The organism is Microbulbifer maximicatervae (SeqCode) (genome assembly GCF_052468295.1).
On the sequence record NZ_CP174340.1, the window covers coordinates 268,901 to 281,345 of the forward strand.

The window sequence follows — 12,445 nt, forward strand, 5'->3', positions numbered from 1 at the left end:
TGGCCATATGTTTAGCATTGATAGAAAATAAACCCGTTGAAGGCGTACATAAATTAGTTTCTACTAAACATGCGTAATAATTTATGGATGCCTTCCCGGTTAACCGTGATCGAGAGAGCTTTTTCAAGAGCGGTGTAGTAGCAACTGTTGAACGTTTTAACTGTTTTCTATATCTACTTTCTGGGGGGGGAGAACTTAGTGTATTGGGGGCAGAATTAATTTGTTCTTACTTACATGAGGGTAAGTATAAATAGGAGTTCTTTTTTTGGGGGAAACTCTAATTCTGTGCTGTGAAGTTTTAACTGCAAGACGAGAAAAGGCTTAGCATACCTCGCCGCCCCTAAAATTGTGAGGCAGTTCACAACATTCAGGCAAAAGACATTACACGCTATTACACCGTTAGGCCAAATTTGGTTGTTTATTAAGCATCTCCTAAGCCTCCCTAAAAATCCACTCTGGCACCATTTTTAAAGATGGCAATATTTATAATCTATGAGTTAGTTTTTTTGAGTGGTAGTCAAATATTATCGAAAATTGTGCTATCTCAATAAATGTACACTTCTACCTTGTACTGATAGATTGCGCGTCATACCTTTAGCTTCTTCCTTTACTCTGTCTAATTCAGTGCGGGAAATAATTATACATGGATGAATCAATGAATAACCTTCTGGTTTCGGAGTGCTTCGAGTGTAATGTCAGCGACAAACTTTTCGGAGAACCAGGCTCAGGTAGAGCAATTTATGCTAGTAATAAACTCACGCAATTACTTGAAGGGTTGGTGAAAGTAAGCCGAATCCCTAGTAGCCAAGGTTATAATGCGCTGGCAGTAATTTCAGCAATTAATAGCTTGCGGAGCGGTTCGGCACCTCTCTATTCCTTTCTTAAAAATGGTAGTGCAACTCGCCGCTGTATTGCCGGAGCCGGATTTGAAATTGAGTATGAAACCTATCGGCGGTATGGAGAGTGTGCTCCTCAAACAGATGTTGGAATTATTGATATTCGCTTAACTTCTGATGCCTCAAGTGGCGCGGAAAGGGCTGCATTGTGGGACGTTAAATGGAAGAAGTCTACAAATAGAGACGCTGGGAAATGGGAAAATAGCGAGAGCCCCAACTTCTTTTTACGAACAAATGACAAGGCTCTTGGTAGTAGTGAAGAAACTGCTTTAAAAATTGGAATTAATGGTTATAGTGAAGGTTTAGAGCATGCTGCGGAAATACTGCCTACTCACATTAGTCGTGGTGACAAAACTGAACTGAAAAAGTTACAAGCTAAAGGTTATACTCTTTTCTATGTTCCTCAGGAAAAAGGTGCACTTAAATCCGGATGGCGATGCATCAAAAATATGGGGCATAAGATTACTACTGAAGACCTACAAGCAGCAAGAATACTTGCGGGACATATGAAAGAGGCACATGATAAAGGCTTACCTAATTACCACTTATGCTAAGCCAATTTTTAGCAACCTTTCTGGCATCGGTGGTGTCCGAAGAGAGACGTAAATCAATCTTGGAATGAGTGCCGACAAATCAAACCTCCGATTAAAGCGATATTGAAATTCTGCCAAATAGCGCTGTGCATATTTCGGCCTAATAGCATGGTAAGTGCTACGTAGCGCACTCTTTAAATTACCAAGTACTGTATTTACCCAATAGAACTCAGGCTCTTCAACAGAAGCTCGGCCACCACCACAAACAATTTTGTCATGTACACAACCGGCCTCCTTAATGGCATTGAAGCATGGAAGACCATCTGAGATGACTGTGCTGCCACTGCAAAGGTACTTTTTACTCCAGGTTGAAATTTCACTGCTTTTGAAGCCCTTGATAATTGAGAGCTTAATACGGGTTGGGCGTCCCTCCTTGGTTGTTTCAACGGCCGCCACAAAGGGAGTTTTACCCTTGGCTCCGCGCCCGGGCTTGCATCCAGTACGCTCACCACCGAGATAGGCATCATCTAGTTCAATAAAACCGGACAGTTTGTATCGTTGGTCTCGCTCCATCATCACTTGCATGAGTTTCTGCTTCATACGCCATGCTGCGTTGTAAGAGATACCTAGATGTCGAGATAGCTCCATAGAGGAAATGCCCTTCTTATCCTGAGTAATCAGGAAAATACCGAGAAACCAGGTGGTGAGGGGGAGCTTCGTGGAGTCAAAAATTGTACGAGAGGTAATCGATGTCTGACGCCGACAATGGTTACATTGCTTAAGCTTGCGATAAGCGAGGTCGCAATGCTTGTCATGCCCGCAGTGAGGACAACTAAAGCCATTGGGCCAACGCCACTGCGACAGTGCATCGAAGCACTGTTCCTCGCTGCCGTACATTTTGAGGAATTGGGTCAAACTAATACCCTTCTGAAACTGTACCTTGTTGCGAGCCATGGCGTATTCCCTTGCAGATCAACGAGATAGCTGTATTTATATACAGTTACGCATAACTTAGCAAGAGTGGTAATTAGGAAGGCTTATATGTTGAGTGGACCAGTCATAGGGGCGGTTCCAAAGTCTTGACCAAAGCTATGGAGCAACTTAACCTTTGGCAACTTAACCTTGAGGCGAAGCAGAAGATATTCTTGAGTGATGCAACTTCCAGTCAGTATTTAGCTGATGATTTACGCAGGAAAGTGGGAATGAATACTAATAATTCCAAGTGGTTTAATTCTGCGCCGGGCCTTGCTCAGTTAACAGGAGGTTCCCTCTTGGGGACAGCAGATTTCTTGATGTCTGTAAATCGTTACTTTAATTATACTGAAAAAGGTAACAAGTTTGATGCTGGAGTGGATGTAGTTCGTCATGGTTTTGGTATACTAGGGAAAATTCCACGTAACTGGCATGCATTGCTGACAAGTGTGGTTGCAAGCATTCCAAGTCTAACTGAGTCTTACTACACAGATGCAGGGGCTCCAATTAAGCAGTTAGGAAAGAAATTTCCCTAAATAGTGAAGTGCGAATTAATATGAAGATGCTTTCGAGTATGTTTCCACGCCCTCCCAGCTTTCGACACTCTAGAATAGTGGAGAAAGATATATCTGGCTGCAAGTTCACCTTTACTGCCCCCCCTTATTCTGACCCCTTTTCTGATAATCAGGAATGGGAAACTGAGCCAACCTATTTCGATATCCTGAATGACGAGGGGTATCAGCCTATTACTTACAAGTCATTTCGTGATCTAGATGAAGAAATTGAGTTCCCCCATGTTCAGTTTCTAAATACTTACTCTAGTCGTTGGGCGTTCAAAGGGATGCCTATACTTCAAAGCTATGGGGGGTTTATTGGATTATGTGTTGGGGTAGAATTCGTAGGCGATCTTCCAATTAACGAAACTCTATTTAATAACAATACTTTTTTAAAAGAAGTATATCGTACATATGAGTTAACAAAACTACAGAGTTTTAATAGTGGTCTAGTCAGTGACCCCTTTGATCTCACACAATATAGATGGCCGAGTTATTTAGGACCTTTGAATAGCCAGTGGGTGGAACATGGTGGGGTAGATTGGCTTTATTTTGAAACTCAGCCTCTCGTTAATGGCTCAGATACTTTATGCTGGCAAACGGCAATAAGTGACAAACATATACTTAGCTTCAACTTTTCTATTAGGCGCTCCGGCTTGAATGCAGGTAATGCTTTTCGTATGAACCAGCGTACGTCTTTGGATAACTATATTTGCTTTATAAAGCGTATAATGGACTCTTTGGTTCTTGAACTGCCTCCCGAACTTTCAGCTCGCCGCATGGAGATTCACTCCGTGCCTAGTGCCGCAAGTAAGTCACTTTTTGGCTGTTCGACTCAGCAGATAGAAGATGCAAAATATGTAATGCAAATGTGGAGTGGTAGAGGATATAGGGATGCAAAAAGGGATAAAAATGAAAGCCATAGAGCAACCTTTGAGGAAGTATCTACTTTTATAGATAAGCGTATCCAACCTAGGCCCCTTGAAAATAGTTACTCTCTTGGAGAGAAAATAGAAATTATTTCTAGAGTTCCCTCCAATATAACGAATAAACCTTTAATTGGTCCAAAAATAACTTGAATTGAGGGCTATTCCACCCTTGGAAATTAAGCCTTGAGTGGGGAGGGAAGTGCTAACAATACTGTTTATTGGCGCCGCTGCTAACGGTTGATTCCCTTCGAATTCAAGCTAAGGCATTTTAATAAAGATATTGATAGCCCAGCCTAGATACCCACACTCCAATTGAGAATATTTTCCAATTCATATACATTTTTCTTTTAATACAATGTGTGATTACCTTGTATTAAAAGGTATGCACGTCAGCATAGTAATCTAAATCATATAATTGGGCTAGAGCGATTGCCTGCTTATGTGGTTATCTTTAGGTTTATATTTTATTGATATGGATAGCATACAATCTCTACTTTTGTGTAGGCCTTGGCTTCAAGTAATAACTGCAATCTTTTTATGCTATAAAGTGAATCCAAGATAATTGTAGTGATTTAATCTTTGAAGCTCATTGCATAACTAACCGGCACTTCAGCCAGTAAGGTTGAACGTTTTTCAGTCAATGGATTAATAAGAGTAGATGCCTCTTGCCTTCAACCATAGTTAGAAAAGCTTAGCAAGCTTATGTGCCTGCCCCGGGTGGTACCCTAGCAAACAAGTATTGTGTCGTGGTTCTTAGCTGATAGAGGTTGTCCTAAGATTTTTTTTGGTTGACAAAGAATTTCCTCAAAATGCTATTTTTTTCACATTTGTTAAGTACCTAACAATGTGAAAGCTACCCCATTTACTCTAAATACGTGAACTATATATGATCAGGTGCAAGAGCTGCCTGCATAGGTTTTTGTAGGCTAAAAGCAGTATTCATTGAGGTAATAATTATGTTTACACGGAGGAAGTCTTACAGCTTTCTACTGGTTATAGCTTTTATGGGCTACTTTGTTTCTCCTCCTGCGTGGTCTCATGTACGCTGGTTTGTACAAAACGATGGTAATGCAGTTGAGTTTGAGTGGAATTGGATATATGCGTTAGTTCTATTGGGGGGCTTTCTATACTGTATGGTGAATAGATCCTTACAGTCGCTTGAAACAGTGGCTGTTCACAGAGTATCTAATAAATTTCCCAACCTCTGGTCCGATATTGGCCGTCACAAAATTTGGCATATCACGTCCGCATTGATTGGGTTGACCTTTGTTTTTAATTATTTTTCGGGTGTATTACTGGCCCCCAACCTGGAATTCTCTGTCACACAAAGTCTTGCTAATGAGTTTCAGCTGGTAATTGGTATTGTGTTAATTTTAGATGTCAGCCTAAGAAGCTCCGGGTATCTAATCTTCGCGCTTTTGCTCTCAATAATGGCTACTTATCCATTCTCAATCTGGATTGATTATGGCTTCGAATTTTTAGGGCTTTCACTAGCATTTATATTGTACCAAAAGCCAGGTCTTGGACTGCTTGCCTTACGCTGCGGGCTAGGCCTTCAGCTTATGACTCTGGCAGTTCACAATAAGTGGCTCAATCCTCACTTGGGTCTTGAATTTCTGCAGCACTATCATTGGAACTTCATGTCTAATCTGGGGTGGCATTCTTTCTCCGATTTGACCTTCGTTTTTTCTGCGGGAATGGCTGAGTTCTGCTTTGGTTTGGTTATCTTGTTGGGGTGGTCAACACGGTTGGCAACGATTACGGTATTGAGTTTCTTCATTTTGACCGCATCCATTCTCGGTATTCATGAATTGATAGGGCATTTGCCAATACTTGGGGCCGGAATTCTACTGGTTGTATTTGGTGGAGGTTCTAATTTGAAGGATATTAGTCGAGGTGCGTTTATCTCAGTTAGATCCTTAAGTGCCCACTAGGTATACGAATTAAATAATATATGGGCCCGAAAAAAATTGGATGCCCGTAGATTTGATTGGGAGCCTTAGTGCTATTTGAGCACTAGAGCCCCCTATCTCTCTGATAGCTATCTATTTGTAGTCATTGACTAGCTGCCCATTTGATGACTCCTTGAATTGAGGGTGTTCGTCATCAATTTCGTAAAAATCAGATTTTTCGCCGGTGAAAATATGCCCCATAGTTTTCAACCCGGTTGGGCCATCTAGTGATCCTGCAATAATTCCAGTTGCATCAAGATTAAATGGCTCCCAGAAGAGGCTTGAGCCACATTGCTGGCAGAAGCCTCTGCGGGCTACTTCTGATGTTTTATACCACGCCAGCCCGTCATCTTTTGTTATTTTAATGTTGACCTTGCGAGCCTTGGTATGAGGGCCGAAACTTCCATGCAGTTTTTGACACATACTACAATGACAGTTAACTACGTTGCGTAGTGGCCCTTTAACCTCGTACCGCACAGCTCCACATAAGCAACCACCGGAAGTAATTGAATTATTACTATTCATATAATGAGCCTGTAGATGCAAAAATTTACTTGAATTTAGAGCTTAAATTAAGTATGCCTTTTTATTTTCAGTAATAATGATTCTTTTAAATGGAAAATGCCATTCTAATTTTATGATTTAAATATTGATGGCCTAGATAGCTATTTATTTGTTTTATCCTGAACTACAAGATGATAGTGGTTCCTAATTGTATATGTTATGAAGTCAATAGTTAAATTTAAAGTAAGATTGTGTGTTCTAGATTTAATTTATCTGAGGTGATGCTCATAGTTTTTACCAGATTCTATATCTCTGGCACATGAAAATATTATCCATGCACAGCGGGAGGTGCGGTGGTAATAAGGGGTGCCCTCAAGTGAGATTTTAGACTAGATGGAAGGGGCATTGGTCATCCCTATATGTATGACTATTTATACAGCATTTGATCCGGTATTTTATGTGGTGTCAATATGGATGGCGCTTGAAGCTACAAATTTTGTGGGTGTCCAAAATCTCTGATGAATCCAGCAACGTACTGCGCATCCTGGATGAGTTAATCAAAGTGACCAGCGAAATTGCCAACACGGCGGCAGGGCACACTCACGAGTACACGGATAACGGCACGTCACTAAAAACCAAAGTGCCCGACCAGGCGGGGGAGTTTAGTGGGCAGAAGGGCGACGCCGACAAGCTGGATGCTGAGTTGGCGCCGATTGTGTATTAAGACGTTTAGCCTGTATCAATAATTTAGAACTTTGTGGTTAAGTTTTTAAAATTCTGGATAAGTATATGAAAGAGCGAAAGGCGAATAGATACGCAATTATTGCGTGTGGAGTTCACTTGATGAATGGGCTGATTAGCAGCCCATTCCAAGAGTACTTACCCTGAGCTTTTTTTCTTTAGTATACGTAAAGTTATATTTGTTCGAGGCTTTCAAATGATCTTAATTTTCTAAACTTGCAAGCACAGCTAAGGGATCATTGGCGTCTATGGTTTCATGGTTATTTATTATTTTGCTAATAATCTCCGCTGTTGGCGGGGCAGTGAGATCGCTGCTGGGTACATAAGCGGATTTTAATTCTCGTATTTTAAAATACCTGTCGGAGGTCTCATTGAACTGGCCAAATATAAATACATAATTATAGCCAGCGAGACTTTGTGTGTCTTTATCTCTAAATTTTATGTAGTTGCTTGCATTCGAATATAAGGTATAAGTGTCTGAGATGTTGTCAGGGGCGTAATTTTTACTGGTTGATATCTTTATTATAGCGTTTAATATAGTGCATAGGATTTCAAGTCTATCATGAATATTTGTATATCTTTCCTCGTTGCCTAGACAGTCCTCCTCCTCTGGGGGTATATTGGCTAGCCTACCCTCCTTTTCTACGGGTATGTTGCAATATGCCTGATTTAAATGAGATTTTATGTTATCGATTTGTTTGTCTGAGAATATATAGTTTTCCTCAATATCCCTTGTTATATTTTCAATGATCGAGATATTCTCCAGGGCGAGTTGTATGAGGCTGTCCTCTGCGATTGAAATATCAAAATTCGTTATATCAAGATTTTCAAAGCAAGCGTTATGGAAAGAATCCATATCTTTATTGAATTTTATTTCTAGGGTTTCTTCCAGATCTCCTAGTGTTTTTTTGAATATTTCTCTATGCTCATTGTGTTGGCTGAAGTTGCTTTTTTCTTGCTCGTGTCCCCAAAGCTGTTTGGCATGGTTGAGTTGTTCGGCTGTTTGTTCGCTGCGAAACATTACGCCCCTGATGCCTGCAAAAATAAGAAAAGCAGTAAAAATTCTAAAGGCAGGTTCAAGGGAGGATACTAGGTTTTCAAAACCTTTATAGTCCGGCGAAAATTCATACTGCGGGTTTTGGCTTGTATATAATAAGTATATTATATATATGCCCACAGCAATTAGTGCTATGAAGGCACCAGACAGTAACCCTATAAACCAGGGGTCTTTTGATAGCGGTTCCGAAGTGTGATCTTCATCCTGTCCCGTTTTGGAATTCTTATCATTTTTGCAGAACATTCAATTTCCTCGTTTTATTGATCAGCTTGAAGTGTTGTTATTTTGGTGAGTGCTAGATAATTTTTACTACGTAGATCTATGAGTTGAAGATCTATGGTTGCCTTTTCTTCGTTTATGTTTACAGCAACTGAAGTGTAGTTTTTTCTAGATTGAGAAAATTCTCCATCATCCCAATGACATCGGGCGCTCACTCTACTGGCTTCCTCTATTGAGGTAACACCAATCCCTTCTTTTAAGCTTGCACCTGAAATTTTGATCTCGCACTGACGACTAGATGATTCTCCGATTACTAAAAGAATGCCGCCGGGAATGTCCTTGGCTTCCATGATATCAAGCACGAAAATTAATTACCGAGTCTATAACTTCTATATCGGTTTTCTTGATTTCTTTTAGGTATCTTTCTATTGAACGCCTATTAAATTCCGCATTTGGAGAGGGGCCAATTATAATGCTTTTGATGTGTTGGCATATTTCTTGATGCTCAATATAAGGAATCAAATAAGATTTTGAAGGTCTAAATTTAATTTTGTAATTCGTGTCCTTTGAATAAATGACAACTCTTGATTCCGTTTCCTCTTTATATCCTTCATCTTTGTGAGTTAGTACATTGAGGAGGATTTTGTAAGACATTTGTAAATATTGATTGTAAATAGATCTTCCCATTTGATTGGTGTCATAAGCATGTAAAGTCTTGTGGGTATCGTAAAAAGTGCAGGCATCGTTATAAATCGACTCCCAGTCTTTCATTTTTTCTTCATGGATATATTTGCATTTTTCTACATGGAGGTTCTTCTGGATTTCTAGCTCTTTTATGTGTTTCTTTTCAAATCCTATGCAGTAGCCTCCCTCTTTACTGCAATAACCTCTCCACTGGCTAAGTTTATCGCCTTCAGAAAAGCAGGCTATGTAACTCTCATCTACTGAAAAATAGTTGGTTGAGTCATAAATAAATTTTTTGATTGCTTGATGGGTGTCATTACATGTTACTGATTTGTATTTTTCTTCAAAGAAGGCGTTAAGGAGTGTCTTACAGTCTGTTCCCTCCGTGGGGTCATTCATATATTGTCGGTTAGAAAGCCACATCTTTCCTGCTTCGTACTTTCCTTCATCATTGTTTCTGCCGAGCATTCCTATAACGCCATGTATGTCTGTGTAGTGGTATAGGAAGTTTTCGTTGTCTACTACAGCTTAGTTGGTGGCAGTTATTTTGTTTTTAGTGTTATTCATGTGTCTATTTTTTTTGGGTGTGTCTGGTTGAGTCTATTTTAAGGCAGGGGAGCGTCTACTAAGGTAAAAGCAATATAGTTTGCTTTTCTGTAGTTAAAAAGCTGAAGGTCCACAGTTATATTGTTGCCTGCCCCCCGTATTGCTATGTTCGTATATGGCTTTTTTGAGATTTTATAGGCCAATTCATCCCACATGCAATTTGCATCAATTTTATCACGATCCTCTAAAGAGTTGGCCGATACACCTTCTGCTAGACTTGCTTTGATAACTTTGATTTCACAGCGGCGAGAGGCCGATTCTCCTATCGCAACTAAGACACCATTTTCAGTATCCTTGGCTTCTAATACCTGTAATCGGTCACTATCAATCTCTAATAGATTATCGGCATTAGGGTAAATTGTTTCTTGTTTGTCGCAGCCGGACAAAACTCTTAGGCCTGAGGCAATAGTTAAGATGATTAAAAAGATATGCATAACTAGTTCCGTCTAGTTTTTGTTTCTATAGGGCGGGCTACAGACCACCTTTCACAGCAGCTTCAACACTATCGAAGTCGATATCTACTGGAGATTTCCCAATCTTGGGCGAGTAAATCATCGCAATCCCATTAGCTGCGTAGACTTTTTCATTCTTGACCCAGTAAGCCGCTCGGGATTCGGTAAGCACTGCGATACCATCGTTTAAGTGGGCGCTAGAGTTGTTCGCCAGCAAATGGCGGACATCATGTGTCATAGTTTCTCTGATCAGAGTAATAGCGGTAATTTCTGCGGGGCTAAGTTGTCGTGGAGGTTCGGTCGGCTCATCCTGTCCACCAATAAAAAGCCCAAGCCCGATAGCTCCAAAAAAGACAAAAGGCCCCCAAAAAATGCCAACACTACTCTCCCTGTGATTTGTTATTCAACAAAATCCTATCACCCCATGAAGATGCTTCAAAACCTGTAGCATGCATCAACTGCGCCCCAATCAAATTTCAAAATCCTTCACGCCTTCTCAAAGCAACTAAAACTACCAATCTCCCCCCAAACCCCAAACCCCAAACCCCAAACCCCAAACCCCAAACCCCAAACCCCAAACCCCAAACCCCAAACCCCAAACCCCAAACCCCATAACCCATAAGGCCTACAACTCAACCTGATCAAAAATCATACTGACAAAAGGGCTGCCGTTCACTCCTCCCCACGCCTGCCGATTTTGGGCGCTGTTTTAGTTGATGAAATGAGGCTAGCGGCCCTGGCCTGAGCTGGTGCGGGGTTTGGGTAAGAATTGGATTTCACACTTTGAAGAGATTGGAAGAGAAATGAAGAGGAGTTTCACAGGGGGAAAGCAATAGATTGATGGTGTCCACATCTGGGCAAGGTAGAGTTAAAAAAATCCTGTGTGGACACAATGTGGACACTTTGGGTCTTTTAAGCGCCATTCTTCAAAATTTAGGGAAGGTAAACCAGAATTAAAAAACCCGCGAAAGCTACAGCTATCGCGGGTTTGAGAGATGGTACCAGAGGCCGGACTCGAACCGGCACGCTTTTAAGGGCGGGGGATTTTGAATCCCCTGTGTCTACCAATTTCACCACTCTGGCACTTTCGCTGCTCGACCTTGGGGTCGGTGCGAAGAGGGCGTGATTATAGCAATGCTTTCGCTTGGGTCAACCAGTGATTTCAATAACTTAGCGCATTTTCTGTCGTCGCAGTTAACAGCTCCTAAAATTTCCTATAACCTTCGCGACCTCTCCATAGTTTCTAGATTTCCAGGATTCCATGCAGCGTCAGGACTTTGACTTTCATCTGCCCGATGAGCTGATCGCCCGCGCGCCCACCGAGGAGCGCCGTGGCAGCCGTCTTTTGTGTCTGGATGGGCCCAGTGGGGCCATTGCACATCGGCAGTTCCCAGATATTCTCGATCAGGTCCAAGCTGGTGACCTGATAGTCTTTAACGATACCCGGGTGATCCCGGCGCGTTTGTTCGCGCAGAAGGAGACCGGCGGTAAGTTGGAAATCCTGGTGGAGCGGGTGCTCAACGAGACGGATATCTGGGCCCATGTGCGCTCCAGTAAGTCGCCTAAGCCCGGTTCCACCATCGTCCTTGAAGACGGCACCCGTATAGAAGTGACCGGCCGCAAGGATGCATTGTTTGAATTGTCCTTCCCTAAAGAAGAGGGTGTGCTGGCGATTCTGGATCGCCTCGGCCATATGCCGCTGCCCCCTTATATTGATCGCGAAGACGATGCCAGTGATCGGGAGCGCTACCAAACCGTATACGGCCGCAATGCCGGTGCAGTGGCCGCGCCTACTGCGGGGCTGCACTTTGATGATGAAATGATCGGTGCGCTGCGGGATAAAGGTGTAGAGGTTGTCTTCGTTACCCTGCATGTGGGTGCGGGTACTTTCCAGCCGGTGCGCGTGGACAATATTTACGAGCACCAGATGCACAGCGAAGTGCTGGATGTCTCCCAGGAAGTGGTGGATGCGGTAACCGCTTGCCGCGCGCGCAATGGCAGCGTGATTGCGGTGGGTACCACCAGCGTGCGCGCGCTGGAAAGTGCGGCGCGCAGTGGCCAGTTACAGGCCACGGTGGGGGAGACAGATATCTTTATTTATCCCGGTTATGAATTCCAGGTTGTGGATAAATTGGTCACCAACTTCCATCTGCCGGAATCTACCTTATTGATGCTGGTGAGTGCCTTTGCGGGGTACCAGCACACGATGACCGCTTATAAGGCCGCAGTTGAGGAGCGCTATCGCTTCTTTAGTTACGGCGATGCCATGTTTATTACCCGCGATCCCAATGCCAAAAAAGAAGAAGTAGCACCAGCGAAAGGAGATACCCAGTGAGCCGCGAATGT

The 12,445-nt window shown here is 42.3% G+C and carries 13 protein-coding genes and 1 tRNA gene; 6 read left to right on the forward strand and 8 right to left on the reverse strand.

The features are described 5' to 3' along the window. Positions 1–643: 643 nt before the first annotated feature. Positions 644–1,450: a hypothetical protein gene (locus ACJJIQ_RS01495; protein WP_445363480.1), complete on the forward strand. Its 807-nt coding sequence runs from the start codon at positions 644–646 to the stop codon at positions 1,448–1,450. Here the strand turns inward: ACJJIQ_RS01495 and ACJJIQ_RS01500 are convergent. Then, positions 1,442–2,383, reverse strand: coding sequence for an IS1595 family transposase (locus tag ACJJIQ_RS01500; RefSeq protein ID WP_445362153.1), 942 nt, complete (start codon positions 2,381–2,383; stop codon positions 1,442–1,444). The genes ACJJIQ_RS01495 and ACJJIQ_RS01500 overlap by 9 nt on opposite strands. 125 nt (positions 2,384–2,508) lie before the next feature. Here ACJJIQ_RS01500 and ACJJIQ_RS01505 point away from each other — a divergent pair, with 125 nt between their 5' ends. From ACJJIQ_RS01505 to ACJJIQ_RS01515, 3 genes are all read left to right on the forward strand, one after another. Continuing rightward, positions 2,509–2,937 (forward strand): hypothetical protein, encoded by a 429-nt coding sequence (locus ACJJIQ_RS01505; RefSeq protein ID WP_445363481.1) that lies wholly within the window; start codon positions 2,509–2,511, stop codon positions 2,935–2,937. A 77-nt stretch (positions 2,938–3,014) separates the two neighbouring features. Further along, on the forward strand, positions 3,015–4,034 hold the full coding sequence (locus ACJJIQ_RS01510; RefSeq protein ID WP_445363482.1) for a hypothetical protein: 1,020 nt from the start codon (positions 3,015–3,017) through the stop codon (positions 4,032–4,034). An 854-nt stretch (positions 4,035–4,888) separates the two neighbouring features. Next, positions 4,889–5,818 carry a hypothetical protein gene (locus ACJJIQ_RS01515; protein ID WP_445363483.1) on the forward strand — a complete coding sequence of 310 codons (930 nt, stop codon included), beginning with the start codon at positions 4,889–4,891 and terminating at the stop codon, positions 5,816–5,818. Positions 5,819–5,929: 111 nt separating this feature from the next. Here ACJJIQ_RS01515 and ACJJIQ_RS01520 read toward each other — a convergent pair whose 3' ends face one another. Beyond that, complete coding sequence (locus ACJJIQ_RS01520) at positions 5,930–6,361, reverse strand: GFA family protein (RefSeq protein WP_445363484.1); 432 nt, start codon at positions 6,359–6,361, stop codon at positions 5,930–5,932. A 460-nt stretch (positions 6,362–6,821) separates the two neighbouring features. Between ACJJIQ_RS01520 and ACJJIQ_RS01525 the strand changes: the two genes are divergently transcribed. Beyond that, positions 6,822–7,064, forward strand: coding sequence for a hypothetical protein (locus ACJJIQ_RS01525; RefSeq protein WP_445363485.1), 243 nt, complete (start codon positions 6,822–6,824; stop codon positions 7,062–7,064). A gap of 219 nt (positions 7,065–7,283) precedes the next feature. Here ACJJIQ_RS01525 and ACJJIQ_RS01530 read toward each other — a convergent pair whose 3' ends face one another. The 6 genes from ACJJIQ_RS01530 to ACJJIQ_RS01555 all read right to left on the reverse strand — a co-directional run bounded on the left by ACJJIQ_RS01530 (position 7,284) and on the right by ACJJIQ_RS01555 (position 11,182). Further along, positions 7,284–8,381, reverse strand: a complete 1,098-nt coding sequence (locus tag ACJJIQ_RS01530; RefSeq protein ID WP_445363486.1) for a hypothetical protein — start codon at positions 8,379–8,381, stop codon at positions 7,284–7,286. A gap of 14 nt (positions 8,382–8,395) precedes the next feature. Further along, a complete protein-coding gene (locus tag ACJJIQ_RS01535; RefSeq protein WP_445363487.1) occupies positions 8,396–8,707 on the reverse strand; it encodes a hypothetical protein in 312 nt (103 codons plus the stop codon). A gap of 4 nt (positions 8,708–8,711) precedes the next feature. Next, positions 8,712–9,509 (reverse strand): DUF2971 domain-containing protein, encoded by a 798-nt coding sequence (locus tag ACJJIQ_RS01540; protein WP_445363488.1) that lies wholly within the window; start codon positions 9,507–9,509, stop codon positions 8,712–8,714. 137 nt (positions 9,510–9,646) lie between these two features. Continuing rightward, positions 9,647–10,081 (reverse strand): hypothetical protein, encoded by a 435-nt coding sequence (locus ACJJIQ_RS01545; protein WP_445363489.1) that lies wholly within the window; start codon positions 10,079–10,081, stop codon positions 9,647–9,649. Between the two features lie 37 nt (positions 10,082–10,118). Continuing rightward, positions 10,119–10,337 (reverse strand): hypothetical protein, encoded by a 219-nt coding sequence (locus tag ACJJIQ_RS01550; protein WP_445363490.1) that lies wholly within the window; start codon positions 10,335–10,337, stop codon positions 10,119–10,121. Between the two features lie 758 nt (positions 10,338–11,095). Further along, a tRNA-Leu gene (locus ACJJIQ_RS01555) sits at positions 11,096–11,182 on the reverse strand. A 178-nt stretch (positions 11,183–11,360) separates the two neighbouring features. On the opposite strand from ACJJIQ_RS01555, the gene queA reads away from it, so the two are divergent. Then, on the forward strand, positions 11,361–12,434 hold the full coding sequence (queA, locus tag ACJJIQ_RS01560) for a tRNA preQ1(34) S-adenosylmethionine ribosyltransferase-isomerase QueA (RefSeq protein ID WP_445363491.1): 1,074 nt from the start codon (positions 11,361–11,363) through the stop codon (positions 12,432–12,434). The last annotated feature ends 11 nt before the right edge of the window (positions 12,435–12,445 follow it).